General features: G+C 73.7%; 15 protein-coding genes. 8 read left to right on the top strand and 7 right to left on the bottom strand.

From position 1 onward, the window contains the following. The first annotated feature begins 41 nt into the window (after positions 1–41). The 3 genes from ACZ6EG_RS22355 to ACZ6EG_RS22345 all read left to right on the top strand — a co-directional run bounded on the left by ACZ6EG_RS22355 (position 42) and on the right by ACZ6EG_RS22345 (position 12,876). Positions 42–10,958 carry a non-ribosomal peptide synthetase gene (locus ACZ6EG_RS22355; protein WP_469606900.1) on the top strand — a complete coding sequence of 3,639 codons (10,917 nt, stop codon included), beginning with the start codon at positions 42–44 and terminating at the stop codon, positions 10,956–10,958. Beyond that, positions 10,945–12,645, top strand: coding sequence for an ABC transporter transmembrane domain-containing protein (locus ACZ6EG_RS22350; RefSeq protein ID WP_469606897.1), 1,701 nt, complete (start codon positions 10,945–10,947; stop codon positions 12,643–12,645). Before ACZ6EG_RS22355 ends, ACZ6EG_RS22350 begins: the two co-directional genes overlap by 14 nt. Positions 12,646–12,798: 153 nt before the next feature. After that, a complete protein-coding gene (locus ACZ6EG_RS22345; RefSeq protein ID WP_372486533.1) occupies positions 12,799–12,876 on the top strand; it encodes a 50S ribosomal protein bL37 in 78 nt (25 codons plus the stop codon). 77 nt (positions 12,877–12,953) lie between these two features. Here the strand turns inward: ACZ6EG_RS22345 and ACZ6EG_RS22340 are convergent, their stop codons facing one another. The 3 genes from ACZ6EG_RS22340 to ACZ6EG_RS22330 all read right to left on the bottom strand — a co-directional run bounded on the left by ACZ6EG_RS22340 (position 12,954) and on the right by ACZ6EG_RS22330 (position 15,186). Further along, positions 12,954–13,361, bottom strand: a complete 408-nt coding sequence (locus ACZ6EG_RS22340) for a thiol-disulfide oxidoreductase DCC family protein (protein ID WP_469606894.1) — start codon at positions 13,359–13,361, stop codon at positions 12,954–12,956. A 32-nt stretch (positions 13,362–13,393) separates the two neighbouring features. Then, positions 13,394–13,939, bottom strand: a complete 546-nt coding sequence (locus ACZ6EG_RS22335) for a DUF6328 family protein (RefSeq protein ID WP_391970474.1) — start codon at positions 13,937–13,939, stop codon at positions 13,394–13,396. Between the two features lie 158 nt (positions 13,940–14,097). Beyond that, positions 14,098–15,186 (bottom strand): alpha/beta hydrolase-fold protein, encoded by a 1,089-nt coding sequence (locus tag ACZ6EG_RS22330; protein WP_469606888.1) that lies wholly within the window; start codon positions 15,184–15,186, stop codon positions 14,098–14,100. Positions 15,187–15,275: 89 nt separating this feature from the next. Between ACZ6EG_RS22330 and ACZ6EG_RS22325 the strand changes: the two genes are divergently transcribed. The 3 genes from ACZ6EG_RS22325 (at position 15,276) to ACZ6EG_RS22315 (ending at position 19,958) form a co-directional block, all read left to right on the top strand. Further along, a complete protein-coding gene (locus tag ACZ6EG_RS22325) occupies positions 15,276–15,488 on the top strand; it encodes an MbtH family protein (RefSeq protein WP_356610260.1) in 213 nt (70 codons plus the stop codon). 6 nt (positions 15,489–15,494) lie between these two features. Continuing rightward, positions 15,495–17,072 carry an amidohydrolase gene (locus ACZ6EG_RS22320; protein WP_469606884.1) on the top strand — a complete coding sequence of 526 codons (1,578 nt, stop codon included), beginning with the start codon at positions 15,495–15,497 and terminating at the stop codon, positions 17,070–17,072. A gap of 294 nt (positions 17,073–17,366) precedes the next feature. Further along, positions 17,367–19,958 carry an MXAN_6230/SCO0854 family RING domain-containing protein gene (locus ACZ6EG_RS22315; RefSeq protein ID WP_469606881.1) on the top strand — a complete coding sequence of 864 codons (2,592 nt, stop codon included), beginning with the start codon at positions 17,367–17,369 and terminating at the stop codon, positions 19,956–19,958. Positions 19,959–19,997: 39 nt separating this feature from the next. On the opposite strand, the gene ACZ6EG_RS22310 is transcribed toward ACZ6EG_RS22315, so the two are convergent. From ACZ6EG_RS22310 to ACZ6EG_RS22295, 4 genes are all read right to left on the bottom strand, one after another. Next, positions 19,998–20,420, bottom strand: coding sequence for a DUF6003 family protein (locus tag ACZ6EG_RS22310; protein ID WP_391970701.1), 423 nt, complete (start codon positions 20,418–20,420; stop codon positions 19,998–20,000). Between the two features lie 100 nt (positions 20,421–20,520). Then, on the bottom strand, positions 20,521–21,375 hold the full coding sequence (locus ACZ6EG_RS22305) for a 5-oxoprolinase subunit C family protein (protein ID WP_469606877.1): 855 nt from the start codon (positions 21,373–21,375) through the stop codon (positions 20,521–20,523). Continuing rightward, a complete protein-coding gene (locus ACZ6EG_RS22300; protein WP_391970469.1) occupies positions 21,372–22,034 on the bottom strand; it encodes a 5-oxoprolinase subunit B family protein in 663 nt (220 codons plus the stop codon). The genes ACZ6EG_RS22305 and ACZ6EG_RS22300 overlap by 4 nt, the downstream gene beginning before the upstream one ends. Next, positions 22,031–22,783 carry a LamB/YcsF family protein gene (locus ACZ6EG_RS22295; protein ID WP_391970468.1) on the bottom strand — a complete coding sequence of 251 codons (753 nt, stop codon included), beginning with the start codon at positions 22,781–22,783 and terminating at the stop codon, positions 22,031–22,033. The genes ACZ6EG_RS22300 and ACZ6EG_RS22295 overlap by 4 nt, the downstream gene beginning before the upstream one ends. A gap of 212 nt (positions 22,784–22,995) precedes the next feature. Here ACZ6EG_RS22295 and ACZ6EG_RS22290 point away from each other — a divergent pair, with 212 nt between their 5' ends. Together ACZ6EG_RS22290 and ACZ6EG_RS22285 are read left to right on the top strand one after the other, a co-directional pair. Further along, on the top strand, positions 22,996–23,715 hold the full coding sequence (locus ACZ6EG_RS22290) for a DUF969 domain-containing protein (protein WP_391970467.1): 720 nt from the start codon (positions 22,996–22,998) through the stop codon (positions 23,713–23,715). Continuing rightward, positions 23,712–24,686 (top strand): DUF979 domain-containing protein, encoded by a 975-nt coding sequence (locus ACZ6EG_RS22285; protein WP_469606871.1) that lies wholly within the window; start codon positions 23,712–23,714, stop codon positions 24,684–24,686. Before ACZ6EG_RS22290 ends, ACZ6EG_RS22285 begins: the two co-directional genes overlap by 4 nt. Positions 24,687–24,754: the final 68 nt, after the last annotated feature.

Genomic DNA, 24,754 nt, shown 5'->3' with positions numbered 1-24,754 from the left:
CTGGTCTGCCGTCATTCCTTTGAAGGGGCGTTGAGTCTTCGATGATGGAACCGAGCGCTCGTCTCGTACGGCTTTCTCCCACGCACCTGCACGACATACGCCGGCGCACCGGCGACTTCCCCGACCGGACCATCGCGCGGGCGTGCGCCATCGGGCTCTCGTACTGGGCGACGGGCCGCAGCCCCGAAGGCCTCGACCTCACCCCCTCCACCCTGTTCGCCGACGTGCTCGGCTGGGCCGACAACGGCGCCGGACAGGACGGCCCGCCCGCCGGGGAGGACGACCGGAGCGTGCCGCTGCCGCCCGGCGTCGCACCGGACGACGCGCGTCTCGCGCTGGACGACCTCGCCGACTTCCCGGACCGGCCCCTCGGGACCATCGGCCCGTCCACCCCGGCGGAGCGGCGCCGGCGACTGGCCGAGTGGAACGACACCCGGGCCGACCGGGTCCGCCCGACCCTCGTGGAGATGTTCCTGGAGCAGGCACGGGCCAGGCCCGATGCCGTCGCCGTGGTCGACGAGCACCGGACGCTGACCTACCGCGAGGTCGCCGAGAGGTCCGGCCAGTTGGCCCACCACCTGGTCGAACGCGGGCTCACCGCCGAACAGGTCGTCGGCATCTCGCTGGAACGCTCCGCCGACATGGTGATCGGGCTCCTCGGTGTGCTCCGGGCCGGCTGCGCCTTCGTGCCCCTCGACCCGCACTGGCCCGCCGCCCGCCGCGCCGTCGTCATCGAGGACGCCCGGGTCGTGCTCCAGCTCAACGGCTCCGGCGAGCACGCGGCGGGGGAGCCGGAGGCCGTGGCCGTCGACCTCGGTGCCTGGCGGTTCGGTTCCCGGCCGGCCGACGGGGTCGAAGTCGCCGTCCCCGGCGACGCCCTGGCCTACGTGATCTTCACCTCGGGCTCGACCGGGCGCCCCAAGGGCGCGATGATCCGGCACGAGGCGATCAGCGAGCGGCTGCTGTGGCAGGTCCACGAGATCCTGGGGTTCGGCCACGACGACGCCTCGCTGTTCAAGGCGCCGCTGTCCTTCGACATATCCGTCAACGAGATCTTCCTGCCGCTGGTGTCCGGCGCCCGGCTGGTGGTCCTGCGCCCCGGGGGCGAACGCGACCCGCACCACCTGCTGAGCGTGATCGCCGAGCAGCGCGTCACCTTCACGTACCTGGTGTCGTCCATGCTGGACGTGCTGCTGGAGATCGCCGGCGGCTCCGGGCGCCTCGACAGCCTGCGGCACGTCTGGTGCGGCGGCGAGGTGCTGACACCCGAGCTGTACGAACGCTTCCGGACCCGGCTCGACATCCCCATGTACCACGGCTACGGCCCCGCGGAGACGACCATCGGCGTCTCGCACGTGATCTACCGGGGCGCCGCCGAACGCCTGTCCACGTCCATCGGCAAGGCCAACCCCAACACCCAGTTGTACGTCCTGGACGACGAACTGCGCCCGGTCCCGGTCGGCGTCGGCGGCGAACTCTACGTCGGCGGCTTCCTCCTGGGACGCGGGTACGTGAACGCACCCGGCCTGACGGCGTCCCGGTTCGTGGCGAACCCCTTCGCGGACGACGGGTCCCGGCTGTACCGGACGGGCGACCTCGCCCGCTTCGCCCCCGACGGTTCGCTGGACTTCCTCGGCCGGGCCGACAACCAGGTCAAGATCCGCGGCATGCGGCTGGAGATCGAGGACGTCGAGGTGGGCCTCGCCGAGCACCCCGGAGTGCGGCACACCTGCGTCGTCGCGAAGAAGAACAGCGCCGGCGGCACCTACCTGGTGGGGTACGTCATCCCGGCCGCCGGGCACGAGGACCTGCGGGCGGCCGACGTCAAGGCGTGGGCCGGCGCGCACCTGGTGGAGTACATGGTGCCCGCCCACATCGTCGTGCTGACGGAGTTCCCGCTCACCGCGAACGGCAAGCTGGACCGCCACGCGCTGCCCGAGCCCGCGCTCGCGACGGCCTCGATCGTCCCGCCCGCCACCGACGAGGAGCGCGCGGTGTGCACGGCGGTCGCGACCCTGCTCCGGCTGGAGCAGGTCGGTGTCGACCAGGACTTCTTCCAGCTCGGCGGAGACAGCATCCTCGCGATCTCGCTGCTGAGCGCCCTGCGCGACGCGGGGCTGCACGTCACGGCAGGGCAGATCTTCACCCACAGCACGGTGGGCGCGCTGGCGGCGGTGGCGACCCGCGAGGACACGGCCGTCGTGGACCACCACGACGTCGCCACCGGCTCCGTCGTCGGATCGCCCATCGTGCAGTGGCTCGGCGAGACCACCGACGCGATCGACGGCTTCGTGCAGTCGCTGGTGCTGAACACCCCCACCACGCTGACCCCCGCCGCTCTCGAAGAGATCCTCGCCGCGCTGGTCGGCCACCACGCCATGCTCCGCGCCGAGCTGGTGCGCGGTGAGCGCTGGAGCTTCGTGGTCCCGGAGGCGGCCCGGCCGGTCGTACGGTGGCAGGAGAGCGACCTGCCCCTCGACGCGTGCGTCGCGCTCGCCACCGGCGGACTGGACCCGGAGCGCGGCGTGATGCTCCGGGCCGTCTGGCGGCGGGAGGCACGGCAGCTGGTCGTGGTCGTCCACCACGTGGTGATCGACGGCGTCTCCTGGCGGGTCCTGATGGAGGACCTGGCCACCGCCTGGCGGCAGCTCTCCTCGGGCGCGCCGATCGAACTGCCCGCCGTGGGCACGTCGTTCCGGCGCTGGACCCGGCTGCTGGAGCGTGCGGCCTTCGACGCGGACAGCGCCTGCTACCGGCGCCCCCTGCCGGGCGCGGACCTGCCCTTGGGCAGGCGGCCCCTCGGCGATGCGGACACCGTGGCACGGGAGAGGACCCGGACCGTGGCGGTCGGCCCCGAGGTCACGGCCGCCCTGCTGGGCGAGACACCCGCGAAGTTCCACGCCGGCGTCAACGACGTGCTGCTGACCGCGCTGGCCGTCGCCCTGGCCCGTCGGCGCCGGGACCTCGGCCAGGACCAGACGTTCGCGCACGTCGAACTCGAAGGACACGGCCGCGAAGGACGGTTCGTGGCACCCTCCGCAGGGTTCGAGCCGGAGCTGTCCCGGACGGTCGGCTGGTTCACCACCCTCTTCCCGGTCACCGTGGACCCCGGCGCGGCCCCCGACCCCACGGCACCCGCTTACCTGGCCACCGCGCTCAAGGCGGTCAAGGAGGACCTCGCCCGGGTGCCGTACAACGGCGTCTCCTACGGCGCCCTGCGGTACCTCGCCCACGCCGAGTTCCAGGCGCCCGCGCCCCAGATCCTCTTCAACTACCTGGGCCGCTTCGACGCGGGCGGCTCCGGGGACTGGGAACTCGCCGGGACCACGGACCAGTTGGGCGAGAGGCGCGACCCGCGGATGCGCCTGCCGCGTGCCCTGGAGTTCAACGCGATCGCCGAACCCACCGCCGACGGCGCCTACGAGCTGGTGACCACCGTCTCCTGGCCCGACGGCATGTTCACCGACGAGGACATCGCGGTGCTCGCCGCGTACTACGCGGAGGCCCTCACCGGGCTGGCCGCGCTCGACCACGGCGGTCACTCACCCAGTGACTTCCGCCCGCTGTCCCTCACCCAGGCCGACGTCGACGCCCTGGACGGGCCGGCGCTGCGGGACATCCTCCCGCTGACCCCCTTGCAGGAGGGCCTCTACTTCCACTCCGTCTACGACGACGACTCGGCCGGCAGCTACGTCGAGCAGCAGCTGCTGACCCTGGACGGCGAGATCGACGCCGACCGGCTCGCCGCCGCGGCCGACCGGCTGCTCGCCCTCCACCCGAACCTGGCCGCACGCTTCGTACCCCTCGCTGACGGCCGGGTGGTCTCCGTACTGGACGGCGGTGTCGCAGCGCCCTTCACCCTCCTGGACCGCCCCGGCATCACCGACGACGAGATCCGCGCGCACGCCGAACGGGACCGCCGCGCCGGCTTCGACCTGGCCACCGGCCCGCTGATGCGCTACATCCTCGTCCGCGGGGGGCCCGGCAGGAACGTCCTGGTGCAGACCGTGCACCACATCATCGCCGACGGCTGGTCGGTGCCGCCGATGCTCCGCACGCTGCTCGCCGAGTACCACGCGCCGGGGTCCGTGTACCCGCTCGGCGGCTTTCCCGCCTACGTCCGCCTGCTCGCCGGACGCGACGACGCGGCGAGCGAGCGCGTGTGGCGCACCCAGCTGGCCGGCCTCCCGGGCCCCTCGCTGGTCGCCGAGGGGCACACGCCGTCCGACCGGTTCGCCGACGTCGCCGTGGAGCCGGCGGACGACCTCGACGCGGCCGTCCGGTCGGCCGGCGTGCCGCTGAGCGTGGCCGTGCACAGCGCGTGGGCGCTGACCCTGGGCACCATCCTGCACGGCACGGACGTCGTGTTCGGGTCCACGGTCTCCGGACGCGACGCGGACGTGCCCGGCATCGAGGACATGGTGGGCCTGTTCATCAACACGATCCCCCTGCGCGCCCGGTGGACCGGCGACACCACGGCACGCGAGCTGCTCGCCTCGGTCAGGGAGCACCAGAGCGCGGTCCTGCCGCACCAGCACGTCTCGCTGGCCGACCTCACCCGCCGGGCCGGCGCCGGCCCCCTCTTCGACACGCTGGTGGTCTTCGACGTCGCGGCCGACGTGGGCGACCTGCGACGGCCGGGTGACACACTGGTCGTCACCGGCATCACGAACGAGGGCGCCCCGCACTACCCGTTGACCCTGGTGGCGGAACGCACCCCCGACGGCCGCCCCCGCTTCAACCTGATCCACGACGGCGCGCTGCTGCCGCGCAAGGGCGCCGAGACGATCCTGCGCACCTTCACCCGCGCCCTCACCGGCCTGCTCACCCGGCCCGACGCCCCGGTCGGTGAACTGGCGCCCCGGCAGCCCCGCAAGCCCGAGCGGATCGCCCCCACGACCCTGGGCGCCCTCTTCGACACCGCCGCCCGGCGCGACCCCGCCGCCACCGCCGTCACCCACTGCGCCCTCGACGGCGGCACACGGTCCCTCACCTACGGCGACCTGGCACGGGAGAAGAGCGCACTCGCCTCGGTCCTGCGCGCGGCGGGGGTCGGGCCGGGCACCCGGGTCGCCGTGGCCGTCCCGCGCTCCGTCGAGCAGGTCGTCGCCCTGGTCGCCGTCGTCAGCGCGGGCGGCGCCTACGTACCGCTGGACCTCGCGTACCCCGACGAACGGCTGCGGTACATCCTCGCCGACGCCGCTCCGCAGGTCGTGCTCGTGGCCCCGGAACACCGCGACCGCTTCACCAGGCTGCTGTCCCGGGCCGGCCTGCCGACGGCCCGCCTCCTGGTGCAGGGCGAGGAGTCTCCACCGGCCGACGCGGAACCGCAGTCGGGGCCCGGCAGCCACGACCCGGCCTACGTGATCTACACCTCCGGATCGACCGGCAGGCCCAAGGGCGTCGTCGTCCCCCACTCCAGCGTGGTGGCACTGCTCGCCAACACCCGCGCGGACATGGGGTTCGGACCGCGCGACGTGTGGGTCCAGTTCCACTCCTTCTCCTTCGACTTCGCGGTCTGGGAGCTGTGGGGTGCCCTGGCGCACGGCGGTGAGCTGCTGGTCCCGGAGTACGGGCTCACGCGCTCCCCGGTCGACTTCCACCGTCTGGTCCGGGAACGCGGCGTGACCGTGCTCAACCAGACGCCGTCCGCGTTCCACCGGTTCGCCGAGGCCGACCGGCACTCCGGCGAGCCGCTGCCCGCACTGCGCCTGGTCGTCTTCGGCGGCGAGGCGCTGGAGACCGCACGGCTGCGGGACTGGGTCCGGCGGCACGGCGTCCGAGCTCCCGAACTGGTCAACATGTACGGCATCACCGAGACCACCGTCCACGTCACCCACCGGGTGCTCACGGACGAGGACTTCGCCCCCGGCGCCGACGCCAGCCCGATCGGCGGTCCGCTGCCGGGACTGGTCACCTACCTGCTCGACGACCGGCTCCGGCCGGTGCCGCCCGGGCGGGAGGGCGCCCTCTACGTCGCCGGTGACCAGGTGTCACTCGGCTACCTCGGCCGGCCGGCGCTCACGGCGGGCCGGTTCGTGGCGAACCCCTTCACGGGCGACGGCACCCGCATGTACCACACGGGCGACCTCGCGCGTCGCACCCTCGACGGCGAGCTGCTCTTCACGGGCCGGGCCGACGACCAGGTCCAGCTCAAGGGCTTCCGCGTCGAACTCGGCGAGGTCGAGGCCGCGATCAGGGAACTCGACGGCGTGGTCGACGTGGCCGTGACCGTCGCGGACAGCGGCGACCACCTGATCGCGCACCTCGTGGGCGGGGTGCCCGCCGACCTCGCCGCCCTGCTGTCCGAGAAGCTCCCCGCGCACATGGTCCCGAGCCGGACGCTGCCCCTCGACGCGCTGCCGCTCACGGTCAACGGAAAACTGGACCGCAAGGCCCTCGCCGAGCGTGCCGCCCGGGCGGTCGGGGACACATCGACACCCGGGCCGGGAGCGGTGACACGCCCCGCCGGGGCGGCACTCGCCGGCCTGGTGGACATCTACGCCGACTCGCTGCCCGGCACCGCCGTGGACGCCGACACCGACTTCTTCCGCGCCGGCGGCGACAGCATCGTCGCCATCACGGTCATCAACCGGGCCAGGGCGCTCGGCCTGCCGATCACGCCGCGGGACGTGTTCCTGCTCAGGACACCGCGCGCCCTCGCCGCACACGTGTCCGCCGCCGCCCCGCCCGCCGCCCCCGTCCCGCCCGCCGGCCCCGAGGACGGCCCGCTGCCCCCCACCCCGATCATCCTGCGCCAGCGGGACCTGGGCGGCTCACTCACCCGCTTCGCACAGGCCAGGACGGTGCGGGCCCCCGAGGGCACCGGTTTCAGCGACGCCGAGCGTGCCGCGCGCGCCGTCGTGGCCGCGCACCCGGCCCTGCGCCTGCGGCTGCGCGTCGACCACGGGGTGTGGTCGCTGTGCACGGAGCCCTCCCGCGAGGTCACCGTCGCCCGCAGCGACGCCACCGACGCGACCGCGGTGGCCGACGACGACGCCGGCCGGCTCGACGCCGAGGCGGGGCACGTCGTCGCGTTCTCGTGGCTGGACGCCACCCGGACCCTGGTCGTCACCGCACACCACCTCGCCGTCGACGCCGTGTCCTGGCTCATCCTCCTGGACGACCTGGCCACCGCCCTGCGCGGGGCGCCCCTGCCACCGCCGACGACGTCCTACACCGAGTACGCGCGGGCCCTCACCCACCGGGCCACCCACGCCACCGACGATCTGGACCACTGGCTCACCACACTCCGGGCCCCCGCGCTGCTCCCCGCCCTCGGTGGAGCGCGACGCGATATCAGGGTCGTGCTCGCCTCCGAAACGAGCGACCGGGTGACGCGCACCGCGCCCGCCGCGCTCGGCGTCGGCCTCACCGAGCTGCTGTGCGGCGCCCTGCGCACCGCGCTGACACACCTCCAGACGACGCCCACCGACCTCGCGGTCGACCTGGAACGGCACGGTCGGGTGCCGGCCCTCGACCACCACGACTACACCCGCACGGTCGGCTGGTTCACCTCCATCGCACCGGTGCGGCTCACCGCGCACACCGACCCCGTCGCGGCGGCGCGCGAGCTGGCCGAGCGCCAACCGGACGAATCCGCGCACGTCGCCTACGGCCTGCTCAGGTACCTCAACCCGCAGACCGCCCCGCTTCTGGACACCCGCCCGCAGGTACTGTTCAACTACCTCGGGCGAGGCGGCGAGTCCCAGACGCCGCGCCTCACCGGTGGCGACCAGGGCAGCCCGTACGCCGTCGAGGTCAACGCCTGGACCGACGACGCCACCGGCAGCCTGCACGCGGTGTTCACCCTCGCCGACGGCGTACCCGACGAGATCACCGCGCACTGGCGCCACGCGCTCGAACGCGTCGCGGACGCCTCCGCGACGGCCGAGCGCACGGCGCCGGTCACCGCGCTCCAGCGGGGCCTGTTCTTCCAGGCGCAGCTGGCGGGGCCGGCCGGACACTACGTCGCGCAGAGCTGGTTCACCTTCGACCGGCGCCTGGACCCCGGCGCGCTGTCCGAGGCGATGGCCCGCGTGATCGCACGGCACCCGGCCGTGGGCGCGGGTTTCACCACGGGCGAGGACGGAAACCCCGTGCAGGTCCTCGCGGCGGGCCGGCGGGTCGACGTCCGCACGGTCGCGGTGGCGACGAACGAGGAGGCCGAAGCCCTGCGGGAACGGGACCGGGCAACCGGGTTCGACCCGGGCGAGCCGCCACTGATCCGGCTGACCGTGGTGCGCCTGCCCGGCGACCGCGACGCGCTGCTGCTCAGCTACCACCTGCTGCTGTGGGACGGCTGGTCGCGGGAGATCGTCCTGCGGGACCTGTTCGACGCCTACGAGGCCGTCCTCGCCGGGGAGCCACCGGCCCCCCTCCCGGCCGCGCCGGGCTTCGAGGACCACGCGCGGGCGCTCGACGCCAAGGACACCGCGGCATCGGAACGCTTCTGGGCGGAACACCTGACCGGCCTGTCCGGTCCGACGCTGCTCGCCGGACCGGCGCCGGCCCTCTCCGACGACCTGCCGCGGGCGCTGGTGCACACCCTCTCCGCCGAAGCCTCCGCACGGCTGCGGGAGGCGGCCAGGACGCACGGGGTCACCCTGAACTCGGTGCTGACCGGCGCGTTCGGCCTCCTCCTGGGCGCCCGCACCGGCCGCGACGACGCCGTGTTCGGTGTGACCGTCTCCGGCCGGGAGGGCGCGGGACTCGCCGACGTCGTCGGCGTGCTGCTCAACACCGTGCCCCTGTGGACGCGGGCACGGCCCCGGGACACCGTCCGGGAGTACCTGACGGCCGTACAGGCGGCCCGTGTCGAGGCGATGGAGCACGAGCACCTGGGCCTCGGCGAGATCCAGCGGGCCGCCGGGCACGACACCTTGTTCGACAACCTGTTCGTCCTGCAGAACTTCCTGGACCTGAACGCCTTCGCCGAGATGAACGCCCGGCACGGCATCACCTCCGTGCGGGCCGACGACTCGACCCACTATCCGTTCACCTGGGTCGTCACGCCCGGAGAACGGCTCACCGTGAAGCTGGAGTACCGCGACGACGACACCCCGCAGGCCCGCCGCCTCCTCGACGACTACCTGCGCGTACTCGACGACCTGGCCGGCGCGACCGGACCGCTCGGCGCACTGCGCGGCCTCGGACCGGTGCCCGAACCCGCCGAGCGCACCGACGTCGGGACGGACACCGTCGTCGACCGGTTCGACCGGGCGGCGGACCGCGACCCGGAGCGGGTGGCACTCGTCGCGCACGGCGCGACCATGACCTTCGCCGAGCTGCGGGACCGCAGCCGCACGGTGGCGGGCGTGCTCGCCCGGCGCGGCATCGGCCCGGAGACGACCGTGGGCCTCGCGATCCCACGCTCCCTCGACTCGATCGTGGCGCTGTTCGCCGTGCTGCGCACCGGTGCCGCGTACGTGCCGCTGGAGCTGGACCACCCGGACGAGCGGATCGCCGCCATCGTCGCGGACGCCCGCCCCGCCGTGACCCTCACGGTGAGCGCGGTGGCGCCCCGGCTGGCCGGCGACCTGATCGAACTGGACCGTCCGCTGCCACCGGCCGAGCCGCTCGTGACGTTCGCGCCCGGCGACCCGCACCGGCTCCGGCACCCCGCGTACACGATCTACACCTCCGGATCGACCGGGAAGCCCAAGGGCGTCGTGACCGAGTACGCCGGACTCACCAACATGCTGATCAACCACCGGCGCCGCATCTTCGAACCGGTACTGGCCGAGCACGGCCACCGGGTCTTCCGGGTCGCGCACACCGTGTCGTTCGCCTTCGACATGTCGTGGGAGGAGCTGCTGTGGCTCGCCGACGGCCACGAGGTGCACATCTGCGACGAGGAACTCCGCCGGGACGCGCCCGCGCTGGTCGCGTACTGCCTCGCGCACGGCATCGACGTCGTCAACGTGACCCCGACCTACGCGCAGCAACTCCTGGGCGAGGGCCTGCTCGACGACCCGGGCAGGCGGCCCGCGCTCGTGCTGCTGGGCGGCGAGGCCGTCACCCCGACGCTGTGGCGGCGCCTTGCCGAGACCGAGGGAACGGTCGGCTACAACCTGTACGGACCCACCGAGTACACCATCAACACCCTCGGCGTCGGCACCTTCGAGTGCCAGGACCCGGTGGTGGGGGTGGCGATCGACAACACGGACGTGTACGTACTGGATCCCTGGCTGCGGCCGCTGCCGGACGGCGTCCCCGGTGAGCTGTACGTGTCGGGCATCGGCATCGCGCGGGGTTATCTCGGACAGCCGGCCCAGACCGCGCACCGCTTCGTCGCCTGCCCGTTCGGCGCGCCCGGCGACCGCATGTACCGCACCGGAGACCTGGTGGTCCGCCGCCGTGACGGCAACCTGACGTACCTCGGCCGCACCGACCAGCAGGTCAAGATCCGCGGGCACCGGGTCGAACTCGGAGAAGTGGAGGCCGTGTTCTCGGCGCACCCCGCGGTGCGGTTCGCCGCCGCGGTCGCCCAGCCCGACCCGCAGGTCGACGGAGCCCACCGACTGGCCGCCTACCTGGTGCTGGACGGCGCCGACCTGGCCGAGGTGGCCGCCGAAGTGGGCGCAGCGCTGCCGGACTTCCTGCGCCCGACGCACTACGCCCGGGTCGACGCCGTCCCGTTGACGGTGAACGGCAAGGCCGACCTCAAGGCGCTGCCCGAGGCCAAGCCGCTGGGAGCGCTGACCACGGCGGGGGAGCGCGGCCCGGCGACCGGGACGGAGACCGCGGTGTGCGCGTTCTTCGCCGAGGCCCTGGACCTGGACGACGACGAGGTGAGCGCGGTGAGTGACTTCGTGTCCCTCGGGGGCCATTCCATGCTGGCGGTGCGGCTGGCCGGGCTGCTCCGCCGCGAGTACGGTCCAGTGATCACGATCCGCGATCTGTTCACCCTGCGAACCCCGGAAGCGATTGCCCGTCACCTCGATGAGAACTTCTGACACGCAGCGGACCCGCCCCGGGTCCGACATCCTGCGGACCGCGCTGCGCCGCAACATCGGCGCCATGGCCTCGGGCACCGTCCTGATGGGGCTCTACCAGGCCGGTGAGACCGCCTTCCCCATCGCGCTCGGGCTCATCGTCGAACACACCATGCGGGACCGGAGCCCCGGCTCGCTCGGCCTGTCGATCGCCGCCCTGGCCGTGATCATCACGACCGTCTCGCTGTCGTGGCGGTTCGGGATGCGCATCCTGCAGAAGGCCAACACCACCGAGGCGCACCGCTGGCGGGTCCGCGTCGCGGAGTGCGGGCTCCAGCCGGTGGCCAGGGACGTGGACCTCAAGTCCGGCGAGGTGCTGACCATCGCCACCGAGGACGCCGACCAGACGGCCGACATCATCGAGGTGGTGCCACTGCTGATCAGTTCGCTGGTCGCGGTGCTGATCGCGGCGCTGGCACTGGGCCTGGCCGACCTCCGGCTCGGGGTGCTCGTGATCGTGGGGACCGTCGCGATCCTGTCCGTCCTGAGCGTGATGTCCAAGCGGATCGGCTCCAGCACCCGCGAACAGCAGGCGCGGGTGGCACGGGCGGGTGCCAAGGTCGCCGACCTCATCATCGGGCTGCGGCCCCTGCACGGGTTCGGCGGCAACCACGCGGCGTTCCGGTCCTACCGGAAGGTCAGCACCGAGGCGAAGCGGCAGGCGGTCACCGTCGCCAGGGTGAACGGAGCGTACGCGGGTACCGCGCTGGCCCTCAACGCGGTGCTCGCCGCCGCCGTGACCCTGACGGCCGGCGTGCTGGCCTTCGAGGGGCGGATCACCATCGGGGAACTCGTCATGGCCGTGGGGCTCGCGCAGTTCATCATGGAGCCGCTCCGGCTCTTCTCCGAGATGCCGAAGTACGTGATGATCGCGCGCGCCTCCGCCGAGCGGATGGCGCTCGTCCTGGCCGCGCCCCCGGTGACGAACCCGGGATCGGGGCAGCCGGCCGCAGGTGGCGACCTGGAGGTCGACTGCGTACGCCACGGGGCCCTGCGGAAGGTCAAGTTCAGGGTGTCCGCCGGCGAGTTCGTCGCGATCGCCGCCTACCAGCCGCGGGCGGCGGCCGACCTCGCCGCGGTCCTCGCCCTGAACGTCCCGCCCGAGGCGTACGAGGGCGCGGTACGGGTCGGCGGCCGGGACCTGGCGGACCTGTCGGTCGAGGCGGCCCGCGCGCTCATGCTGGTGAACCCGTACGACGGGGAGATCTTCGCGGGCACCCTGCGCTCGAACATCGACCCGTCGAACACCAGCCGGACGGTCCCGGAGGCCGTCGAGGCGTCCATGCTGACCGACGTCGTCGCCCTGCATCCGGAAGGGCTGGACTACGCCGTCCGCGACCGCGGCGCCAACCTCTCCGGCGGACAGCGCCAACGGCTGTCCCTGGCCCGTGCCCTCGCCGCCGACGCCGACGTCCTGGTCCTGCGCGACCCGACCACGGCCGTCGACGCGGTGACCGAGCAGCTCGTCGCGCGCAAGGTCGCGAAGCTGCGCCGGGGCCGCACCACCCTCGTGCTCACCAGCAGTCCGGCCCTCCTGGACGCCGCCGACCGGGTCCTCGTGCTGGACGACGGCGTCATCACCGCCGAGGACACGCACCGCAACCTGCTCGCCACCGACGAGGACTACTGCCTGGCGGTGGCGCGGTGAGCACACGCACGCCCCGGGCCCGTGACGTGCACCACCCTATTGCAGTCGTTTGGGGTGTTTGCGCCGACGCCCCTGGGAAAGGGGCTCTGTGATCACCGGTGGCGACATACCGGTGCACAGCGTGTGGCAATACGAGAAACAAAGGAGGTTTCGATGTCCTCGAAGCGACGTCGCAAGAAGAAGGCCCGCCGCAAGAACGGCGCGAACCACGGCCGCCGTCCGCAGAGCTGAGACGGCCCGGTCTCGGGTGGGCGGCCGACACCGCCCACCCGGGCGCGTTCGCGTTCGCGGACGCGCCCGACGGGTCCCTACGCCTCCTGGCCGGCCCCCGCCCGACGGGCGCCCGCGTCGGGCAGCGCGCAGGCCGGAATTCCGCCGGGCAGCCGTCGGCGGTTGGCCGCCACGAGCCGGTACACACCGGAGGCCGCCCAGCGGGCCGGCGCCAGGGCGAGCACCGCTCCGACCACGCTCCAGCCGCCGCCGGCGCTCAGCAGCAGCTTCGACACGGCCTGCGCTCCGCCGTGGACGGACCCGGTCGGCGTCACCCAGAGCACCTCCCGCCGCGCACGCTCCTCGCTCACGCCGTACTCCGCCAGGTCGGACCGCTGCCAGGGGACGGTCTCGCAGCGGGGCCGCACCCTCCGCTCGATGACACGCACCGCGGTGGTGCAGAAGCCGCAGCCCCCGTCGAAGACGAGCACAGGCCGGGTCCGCATACGTCCCATGGTGCACCTCCCTCCCTCTCGGTTCACTTCCGGGCCGAGCGCCGGCGCAACCAGAGGGGCAGGGCGTACCAGGAGAGGACGAACCACAACATCACCAGTCCCGTGAGGACTTCGGCCAGCACGCCGGGCACGACGACGTGCAGGATGAGCAGGAGCGTGCAGCCGATCGTCAACGCCATCAGCACCATGCCGCACATCATGAGACGGTGCGCGATCTCGACCATCTCGTCCTTCATGCGCTGCCCGGACAGGAAGCGGTGGAGGGAGACCGGCGCTATCAGCGAGGCCGTGGCCGACGCCCCGAGGACGACCGTGACGACGTAGACCACGTGGTCGAAGGTGTCGAGGGACCGGAAGTGGGGTGTGAAGGCGACGCTCAGCAGGAAGCCGAAGAGGATCTGCACGCCTGTCTGCGCGACGCGCGTCTCCTGCATGATCTCGTTCCATCTTCGGTTGACGCGCTCGCGCGGCGTCTCGGGCGGTTCGAGTTCGTCGGTGGAGGCACGGCCGTCACATGCGTCGCATCGACCGGCCCGTGCCCCGTCGGTCGGTTCGGCGGTAGTGGTCATGTTCACCCTCCTGTGTCGGACCGTTCATCTGCCCGTTCGCGGCGGGGGCATGCACCGGAACCGGGCAGGTCGGAGCGGGTACCCGGGGGCCCTCGACCACCCGGCGGATTCCGGGCCGGCGTCCTGGGCGACGCCGGGTGGCGCCGAGGGCGACGACGCTAGGCGAGCGCCCAGCCGACGTCCCGGAGCAGGGCGTGGCGCCAGCCCGCCCGGTCGTGGTCCGACGCCGACCGCGAGACCCGTACGGTCGCGCCGGCCCGCTCGGTGAGGGACTCCACCAGGCCGCAGTGGGGGAGCATCCGGTGCTCGTGCTCTCCCACGTCGAACGCGATCCGCAGCGCGGACAGGTCGGGACGCGCCCGCAGACGCGCCGCGAGGGCGCCGCCGACCGGGCCGGCCAGGGGGTCGGCCCGGTCCGGGGCGTCGGGCGTCCACCACAGCGACGCCGACTGGCAGGCGACGCGGGACACCAGACCGGGGAACTCCAGGGCCGCGTACAACGCGCTCAGTCCGCCGAGGCTCTGTCCCGCGACCACCATCCGGTCCGGGTCGGCGCGCACGCCGCTCTCCGCCACCAGGGGCAGCAGTTCCTCCCCGACCGCCTCCCACAACTCCGGCCGGCACCCGAACTCGGCCGCCCGGTCCGCGGCCGGCAGGAAGACGAGGGTGACCGGAGGCATGTCGCCCGCTGCCACGGCCGACTCGAACGCCGTCATCGCCGGGTGCAGGTACAGCCAGTCGTCCCCGTCCAGCAACAGGACCAGCGGGCCGCCACCGCCCACCGGATGGACGCGCACGGTGCGGCGCCCACCGAGCCGTCGACCGGACCAGCGGATCCGGGTGCGGGGGAGGGGGAGCACCCCGGTGGCGTCGACGAGGGGCCAGTGCGGCTGGGCCGGAGCGTCCGGGGTGGCCGCGATGGACCGTTCGCCACCCGCACCGGCCGGGTTCAGCGGATCGGCGTACGCCGAGCCGTCGACGAGGAACTGGTACGTCACCCGCAGCCGTGCGGGCATGCGCACGTGCGCGTACCAGCAGTCCGTGTCGCCCCACCGCCGCAGCGGGACCGGCGCCGACCAGCTCTCGAAGCCGACGGTCGCCGCTTCGTGCCCGCGCCGCAGGAACAGGGTCACCCAGCCGTCGCCGTCGGGCCGTGAGACCGGTGCCCGCGCCGCCGCCCAGAACGAGTCGGTGCCGGGCACACCGGACAGTCCGAACACCGCGAAGTCGTCCTCCATCGGGCTCATGAACGTCTCCTTGTGGAGCGGAAAGCGAGAAGGCTAAGCTCAACTCCGCTTAGGCGAGCCTAACTTAACGTGTCGGGAGGTACCGCGGAATGAGCACCAACCCCTTCGATGACACCGAGGGCCGTTTCCTCGTCCTGGTGAACGACGAGGGCCAGCACTCGCTCTGGCCCTCCTTCGCGGAGGTGCCCGGAGGGTGGACGGTCGCCTTCGAGGAGAACACCCGGGACGCCTGCCTGGAGTTCGTCGAGGCCAACTGGACCGATCTGCGCCCCCGTTCCCTCGCCGAGGCCATGGACGCCTGAGGCCCGATGCTCTGCGCCAGACTCACCAACGCCCGCTTCCTCACCATGGACCCGGACCACCCCGTCGCCCACGACCTGGGTGTCTGGCGGGGCCGGATCGTGGGGCTCGACGCCGCCGTCACCTCGCTTCCCGCGCGCGAGGTGATCGACCTCCAGGGCGCGACCGTCCTGCCCGGCTTCATCGACGCCCACGTCCACCTGGCGTGGACGGGGTTCAAGCAGCGCACGCCGAGCATCGCGGGACACACCCGGGTCGACGACGCGCTCGCCGCCATCGACGAGGCCGTCACGCGCGAGGGCACTCCGGGCGCCTGGGTGAGCATCGCCGGCTACGACCAGCGGGCCCTGGGCCGGCACCTGACCGCCGCCGAACTCGACCGGGTCAGCCACGGCCGCAAGCTGTACGTGACGCACGACTCCGGGCACGGGTGCCTGGTCAACTCCGCCGTTCTCGACCTGCTCCCGGCCGACGTCCCGCACGAGGACGGCTTCCTCGCCGAGGGTGCCATGGGTGCCGCCCGCGCGCTGCGCCTGCCGTACTCCCAGGAAGAGCTGGCCGAGGCGATCGGGCGGGCCGCCCGCGTCTGCCTGACCGAGGGGGTCACCGCCTGCGCCGAGGCCGGTATCGGCGGCACCCTCCTCGGTCACGGGCCTCTGGAGCTGGGCGCCTACCAACTCGCCCGGGATCGTGACCTGTTGCCGCTCAGGGTGCAGCTCATGGTGTCCGCGGACCGCCTTCGCCCGGTCGCCGCCCACCGGGACGACGGCATCCCGCGCGCCCTCGACCTGGGTCTGCGCACCGGCCTCGGCGACGGGCGGCTGTCCGTGGGGGCGCTGAAGGTCTTCACCGACGGCGGCATGATGGCCCGGACCGCCGCGCTCACCCGCCCGTACGAAGGACTCGACCACGCGGGCCAGTTGCAGGACGACCCCGACGTCCTCGCCGGCACCATCGTGGACGGTCACCTCGCCGGGTGGCAGCTCGCCGTCCACGCCATCGGCGACCGCGCGGCCGACGTCGCCCTGGACGCCCTGGAACGGGCCCAGCGCCTGCGGCCGCGGCCCGGCGCCCGGCACCGCGTCGAGCATGCCGGCCTGATCCGCCCCGACCAGCTCCCGCGCCTCGCGCGACTCGGCGTCAGCGTGGTCGTACAGCCCTCCTTCCTGCGTCACTTCGGTGACGACTACGCGGCGATCATGGGCGAGGAGCGGGCGCCCTGGCTCTACCGCGGCAGGGCGTTCCTGGACCACGGCATCCCCCTGGTGGGCAGCTCGGACCGCCCCGTCGCCGACGGGTCGCCGCTGCGCGCCGTCCAGTTCATGGTCGAGCGCGCCTCCGGGTCGGGCCGCACGATCGGCCCCGACGAGGGCATCACCGTCGCCGAGGCCCTGCGCGCCTACACGGTCGCCGGCGCCTTCGCCTGCCACTGGGAGGACGACCTGGGCAGCCTCACCCCGGGCAAACGGGCCGACCTGGTCGTCCTCGGCGACGACCCGACGCGCGTCGCCCCGTCGCGCATCGGCGCCATCGAGGTGGTGGCGACCTACGTCGACGGACGCGTCGCCGGGAACTCGACGCGGTAGGACCCGCCGACGCGGGTCCACCGCCGTGGGCCGGTGCCGCGATCGGCAGCCCGGCGACGCGCGCCACCGGGAAATCCGGTCGACAGACGGGCCTGCGAAGCGCTGGGCTGGTCCGGACCGCCGCCGGCGCCGGACGCGGTCATAAATGCGTTGGCGCTCACGCGTGCCTGTGGTGGGATGAGGGCAACGGGGGCGGCTCCCCGGCGTGCATCCTTCTCAACCTCTCGAAAAGACCCGCGCGCCCACTCTCCGTCCCCGTTTCCCCTTCCCCGGACGTCGTGGAGGATCTCCCCGTTGCTCACTGCCGAGTCCGTACTGCTGCGCCGTGTCCAGAACGCGTACGTCGACGGGGCGTCCCCGGCCGCCGGCGGAACGGGACCGGCGATGCGCCGACTCGAGGCCGAACTGCTCGGCCGCGGACACGTTCTCTCCGCTCCCCTGCACGCGGCGCTCGGCGCCCTGGCCACCGACGAACTGGCGGCCGCGCACGTCCGCCTGGTCGGGCTGGCCGACGACCTGCTCGGCTCCGACCGCACCCACACCCCGCTCTTCCGCCGTTTCCCGCGCACCGTGCCGCGCGACACCGAGGCGCTGTACGTGGACCGGGTCTTCGCCTTCCTGCTGCAACAACCGCAGCACCCCTGCGTGCTGTGCGGCGAGGCGCGCACGGTACACCCCGTCTCGCCGTGCGCCCACCTGGTGTGCCGGCTGTGCTGGGACGGCGCGGACTACGCGGGGTGCCCGGTGTGCCACCGCCGGATCGACGCCGACGACCCCTTCCTGCGGCCGGTCCGGGCCGTCGGGGCCGCGAAGGCGCCGGTGCCCGGCCCGCTGCGTCTGCTGCGGCTGGGCACCGACCGGGCCGCCGACGCCACCGACGTGGTGGACGCCCTGCTGGCCCGTCGTACGCCCCTGTCCCCGCAGGACCGGGACGACCTGCTGACCCTGCTGCCCCTCACACCGGCGGGCCGCGGCGAGCTGCCCCGCGACATCCCGGTCCGCGAGACGAAGGCACTCGTGCTGGGAACGCTCGTACGCGACGCCGCGGACGGCGTGCCGGTACGGGAGCTGCTCGCCGAGCGGCTCACCACCGCCACCGACGTGCTGCGGCTGCTCGCCGTGGTCTGCGACGGCGACCCCGGGCTGGTGACCCCGACACGGTTCACGAACCTGCCGCGCCCGCTGCGCCGACTGCTGCTCACGCTCCTCGACGGCCTGCCGACACCGTTCCTCGTGGAGGACGTGCTGCGGCACCCCACGGCGTGGAAGCGAGCCGCGGAGGCCCTGCACCCCTTCGAGCGGCACACCCGGCATCCGCGTGCCGCCCTCGCCTTCGCGGTGCTCCGCGCCACCCCCGTGGACCCCGGCACCGTCTTCGGTGCCGCGTTGCTCGACGCGGCCGCCGCGCACCCCGACGCCGTCCGGGTGGACGGGAGCCGGATCCGCCCGGCGACCTGGGCCGGACGTCTGGAGCAGGCGGTGGCCGAGGGCGACGCCGGCCGTGCCGCGAGCCTCGCGGGCGAGCGCCCCGGCGAACTCGTGCGCCGCCTGGACCAGTTGCTGTGCCTGCACACCGACGACGTCCTCGAAGCGGACCTGGAGAAGGCCCTCCTGCGCGGGCTCCCGAAGGTGGGCCCAGGGCCGCTGCTGTCGGCCCTCGGGGCGCTGCGCGTGCGTACCGAGGACCGCATCGGCCGCCGACGCGTGTTCTTCCCGCGCGGGGCCGTGACCCGGGCCCTGACCGTCGCGGAGCGGCGGGCCCCGCTGCCCGCCGGGCTGGTGTCGGCGGCGGTCGCGTTGCTGGAGGGGGAGGTGCTGCGCCGGTTCGCCGCCGGGCCGTCGTACGAACTGTCGGTCCTGGACGCGGGCCTGGCCGACCTCACCGTGCCGTTCACCGAGCGGACCGCCGCGAAGGCGCTGGTCGCCCTGGGCCGGGGCAGCGCACAGGTGCTCCCCGACGGCGCGCTGCTCCGGCTGTTCCTGCACTGGACCGAACCACGGGGCAACCGGACGGACCTCGACCTCTCCGTCGCGTTCTTCGACGCGGCCTGGAAGTTCACCGGGCTGTGCGACTACACGCACCTGGTCCACGGGGTGGACGCCGCGGTCCACTCCGGCGACCTCACCTCGGCTCCGGCGCCGCGGGGCGCCACCGAGTACGTGGACCTCGATCTGGAACGACTGACCCGACGAGGGGACGCCTACGCCGTCCCGCTGGTCTTCAGCTTCAACAACGTGCCGTTCGAGGAGCTGCCGGACGCCTTCGCGGGCTTCATGGCCCTGCCCGCCCACGGGCCGCGGGACGCGTCGTACGATCCGCGGACGGTGCGTCAGCGGTTCGACCTGGCGGGCGACTCGCGGGTGTGCCTGCCGATGATCGTGGACCTGGGCCGCCGCCGGACGCTGTGGACCGACACCCACCTGCCGTCCGCGAGCGGTTTCCAGTCCATCGGCTCGCACGGCGGCGACGGACTGGCGACGGTGGCCCGGCACGTGTGGGAGCAGTTCGCCTCCGGCAGCCGGGTCACCCTGTGGGACCTGGCGGTGTGGCGGGCGGCGGCACGCTCCCCCGAGGTGGCTGTGACCCTCCGGGGGCCGGAACCCGCGCTGCTGAGGTACCGGCGGGGACTGGGGGAGACCACGCGGGAGTTCGCCACCAGAGTGGCGTCCACGGAGGACAGCGACGCGTGCCTCACGCACTCCGACCCCGACGGTGCGGCGGCCCGACTGGCCGCCGGCAAGCGGGTGTTCCTCGCGACGGTGCACGGAGACATCGACGCGGGAAGGGCCACGGGCACGACGTACCGCGTCTTCCCGGGGCCGGGGGACGCCTCGCGGACCCTGACCCGCGTGACCGCCGGCGACCTGGTCGCCGAGTTGGGGTGAACCGGTCCCGGACCGTCCACCGGGCGACCACCGACCGTGTCACACGGCCGTCGCCCGGACGGCCGACAGGTCCTCCCCGGTGAGCTGCGCGACCCGGTGCGCCGGCACACCGGCCGCCAACGCGCGGGCGAGCAGCGCCTCGCGACCGTCCGCACAGGTGCGGTAGGCGAGCAGTTCCTCCTCCAGCCGGGCGACGCTCTCCGGAGCGGCTTGGTGGCGCACCCGGCTCAGCTCCTCCTCGCTCAGCGGGACGGGCAGTCGCTCCGCGTCCTCGGGAACGGCCGCCGTGTCCTCCGGCGGCACCAGGCGGAGGCCGGCGGACGACGCGCCGACGCCCTGCGCGTCCAGCCACGCCCGCACGGCGGGGGTCTCCATGCAGGCCAGGTCGCCGATCGCCGCGGGAGGTACCCCGAGCGTCGTGGCGGTGCCGTCCAGCAGAACGAGGTAGGCGTCGTCGGTCATCCTCGGTTCCTCCCGGGAGAAGGTCATGTCCTGAGTGCCTCCCCTCTACCCGCCTTCGGCCGCCTCACCGGTGGGCCCACCGGCGGCTTTGCCCGGCACGTCAGCCCGGCGTGAAGCGCACCGGCGTCCCGGCCACCGCCTGGGCCGCCGCCGCCAGGGCGGGCTCCGCGACGACCGCGACCACCGGATAGCCACCGGTCGTCGGATGGTCGTTCAGGAAGATCACCGGGCGTCCGTCGGGCGGGACCTGCACGGCGCCCAGGACCATGCCCTCACTGGGCAGTTCCCCCGTGGACACGCGGTCCAGGGCCGGCCCCTCGGTGCGCAGCCCGATGCGGTTGCTGTGCGGGGAGACGCGGTACGTGGCCGAGGTGAGGGTGCGCAGGGCGGCGGGGGTGAACCAGTCGGCGCGCGGGCCCGGGCGTACCGGAAGGACGAGTTCGGTGGGCGGTGCCGGCCAGGGGGCGGCGGGGGGCAGCGCCACCGGCCGGGCGGGGGTGCCCACCGGGACGACGTCCCCGTCCCGCAGGGGGAGCGGGCCCAGCCCCGAGAGCAGGTCCGTGGACCGGCTGCCGAGCACCGGCTCGACGGCGACGCCCCCGGCCACCGCCACGTAGGAGCGCACGCCCGCGCTCGCAACTCCCACGTCCAGGACCGCGCCGGCCGGTACCCGCACCGGAGCACCCCAGGCCGCGGGCCGCCCGTCCACGGTGACCGGGCAGGGCGCACCGCCGACCACGGCGGTGACGGCACGGTCGGGGCGCAGGGCGCAGCCGGTGAGGGTGGTCTCCAGGACGGCGGCGTCGGGATGATTGCCGAGCAGGCGGTTGGCGAGCCGCATCGCCGGTGCGTCGAGGGCGCCGGAGCGGGGCACGCCCAGGTGGGCGTGGCCGCGTCGGCCCGCGTCCTGCACCGTGGTGAGCGCGCCCGAGCGCACGGCCGTGAGCGCGGTCATCCGGTGGCCCCGGCGGGAACGTCGGGTGCCGCGACGAAGCGCACCCGCGTCCCCGGGGTGAGCAGCGCCGCCCGGTCCCGCGCGGTGTCCCACAGCCGCCCCGGGTCGGGCATGGCGCCGATCAGCTGCCAGCCGCCCGGCGTGGAGCGCGGGTAGACCGCGCTGTAGGGCCCGGCGAGTGCGACCGCGCCGGCCGGCACCCGGGTCCGGGGAGTCGCCCGGCGGGGCACGTGCAGTTCCTCGGGCAGACCGGTGAGGTAGCCGAAGCCGGGTGCGAAGCCGCAGAACGCGACGCGGTACGTGGGCGCCGTGTGCAGTGCGGCGACCTCGCCGGGGGCGACTCCCCACCGGTCCGCCACGTCCGCCAAATCCGGACCGTCGTAGCGGACGGCGATCTCCACGACGTCGCCGTCGTCGTCGCCCCCCGGCCGCACCTCCCAGCCGCAGACCTCGCGGGCCAGCGCCTCCGGGTCCGCCACCCCGTCCAGCAGTACCGTCCGCGCCCCCGGCACGATCTCCGCCACGGGCGGCAGGGACCCGGCGGCGCGCCGGCGGAGCAACTCGGTGTGGAAGGCCGCGGTGTGCTCGGCGTCGGGCAGTTCGACCAGGAGCGCGCGGCGGCCGGCGGGACGCGTCGTGACCGTCCGGCTCCCCGTCACGCGAAGGCCCCGATCCCGGCCCCGGACGCCGCCAGCGCCTCGCGCACCCGGGCCGCGATCCTGGCCGCGTTCGGGGTGTCGCCGTGTACGCATAGCGAGCGGGCGGCGACCGCGACCGTCGTGCCGTCGACGGCCTCGACCGTGCCGTCCACCGCGATCGTGAGCGCGCGCCGCACCACCGCGTCCTCGTCGGTCACCACGGAGCCGTCCTCGCGCCGGGGGACGAGGGTGCCCCGGGCCGTGTAGGCGCGGTCCGCGAAGGCCTCGGGCACCCCGGTGAGGCCGGCGTCCCGGGCGGCGGCGAGCAGGTGGGATCCGGGCAGCCCGAGCACCGGCAGCGCACCGCCGGCGAGCCGCACGCCGGCCACCACGGCCCCCGCCTGCTCGGCGTCGTGGACGGTGCGGTTGTAGAGCGCGCCGTGCGGTTTCACGTAGGCGACCTCGGCGCCGGCGGCCTCGGCGAACACCCTGAGCGCCCCGATCTGGTACGCCACCTCGGCCGTCAGCTCGTCGGCGGGCACGTCCATCGCGCGCCGCCCGAAGCCCGCCAGGTCGCGGTAGGACACCTGTGCCCCGATCCGCACCCCGCGCTCGGCGGCGAGCCCGCAGACGCGGCGCATCACCGACGGGTCGCCCGCGTGGAATCCGCAGGCGACGTTGGCGCTGGTGACGACGGAGAGCAGGGCGTCGTCGTCGGTGAGGGTCCAGCGGCCGAAGCCCTCACCGAGATCTGCGTTGAGGTCGATCACCCTCTGAACGTAGACGATTGTTGAACGATCCGACAAGAGGCGGCCGACCGCCCGTGAGGCTGCCATGAAATCGACCCCTTGTTAGATCGTTGAACGATCGCTAGTGTCCGTGCATCTGCCACGTATCCGGGGTCAGGGTCCGGGAGCATGAAGCCCCGGCTCCGCCAGTCCCGGATGCGTGCTCTGCCCCCTCGCCTGAAGAAGGCCACCGAATGATCGTTCTTCTCGGTGTGGTCGTGGTGATCCTCGGATTCGTCACGCGCCGCAACCCCGTCCTCGTGGTGGGCGTCGCCGGTGTCGTCACCGGACTGCTCGGCAGGATGAACCCGCTGGAGGTCCTCGCGGCCTTCGGCCGGTCCTTCGCCGACAGCCGCTCGGTCACCGTCTACGCCATCGTGCTCCCGGTGATCGGCCTGCTGGAGCGCTACGGCCTGCGCGAGCAGGCGCGCACTCTCATCGGCCGCCTGGGCAAGCTCAGCGCGGGCCGGTTCCTCACGGTCTACCTGCTCGTCCGCCAGGTCACCGCGGCCTTCGGCCTCAACAGCATCGGCGGCCCCGCGCAGACGGTCCGGCCCCTGGTCGCCCCCATGGCGGAGGCCGCCGCGGAACGCACCATGGGGGCGAAGCTCCCCGACCGGCTGCGCGAGAAGGTGCGGTCCTACTCCGCGTCGGCCGACACCGTGGGCGTCTTCTTCGGCGAGGACTGCTTCATCGCCATCGGCTCCATCCTGCTGATCACCGGCTTCGTGAACTCCACCTACCACCAGGAGATCGAACCGACCCAGCTGGCCCTGTGGGCGATCCCGCTCGCGGTCTGCGCCTTCGTCATCCACGGCGCCCGGCTGCTGATCATGGACCGGCAACTGGAGCGCGAGATGGCCCTCGCCGCCGCCGAGCACGACCTGCCGCTTCCCGAGGGGGCCGACAAGTGATCAAAGTCGAATGGCTGTACTGGCTGATAGGCCTGGTCTTCGTCGTCATGGCCGTCCAGATGGCCGCCGACCGCAGCAACCCCAAGCGCTGGACCTCCGCCGCGTTCTGGGGACTGCTCGGCCTCACCTTCCCCTACGGCACCGGCGTGGCCGACGCCACGGCCGGCAACGGAGGCTGGACCCTGCCCGCCGAACCGCTCGGCGTCGCGGTCCTCGCCCTGATCGTGCTCGCCGGGTTCGACTTCCTCGGCAAGGGCGTCCCGGTGACCACCACCGACGAGCAGCGCGAGGCCTCCGCCGCCCGGCTCGGCAGCAAGATCTTCATCCCCGCGCTGACCATCCCCCTCGTCGCGATCGTCTGCGCCTCCGTCCTGGACGAGTCCGGACTGTTCGAGACGGGCAAGGCCACCCTGCTCGGCCTCGGCCTCGGCTGCATCGCCGCGCTGGTCGTCGGCCTGCTGGTCACCGGCGAGAGGAAGGTGTCCGTACCGATCCGGTCCGGCCGCTCCATGCTGGAGGCGATGGGCTCCGCCCTGCTGCTGCCCCAGCTGCTGGCCGTCCTCGGGTCGATCTTCGCCGCCGCCGGGGTCGGCACCCAGGTGGGGGACATCATGAACAGGGTCCTGCCCGACGACTCCCGGTACCTGGCCGTCATCGCCTACTGCGTGGGCATGTTCCTGTTCACCGTCATCATGGGCAACGCCTTCGCCGCGTTCCCCGTCATGACCGCGGCGATCGGCTGGCCCGTCCTCATCCAGCAGATGCACGGCAACGAGCCCGCCGTCCTCGCGATCGGCATGCTCGCCGGTTTCGCCGGCACGCTCTGCACGCCGATGGCCGCCAACTTCAACATCGTCCCGGCCACCCTGCTCGAGCTGAAGGACCAGTACGGGCCGATCAAGGCACAGCTGCCCACGGGCATCGCGCTCCTCGGGTGCTGCACCGTCATCATGGGGCTCTTCGCCTTCTGAGGGACGACTCCGACCGGCCCCCGCGACCCCGCACAGCCGCCCCGCCCCACGGCCGCCCGACCCCGCAA

The sequence above is a fragment of the Streptomyces sp. NPDC041968 genome (assembly GCF_055589025.1).
Note: the sequence above shows the minus strand (reverse complement) of the source record. Positions and strands in the feature narration are given on the sequence as shown.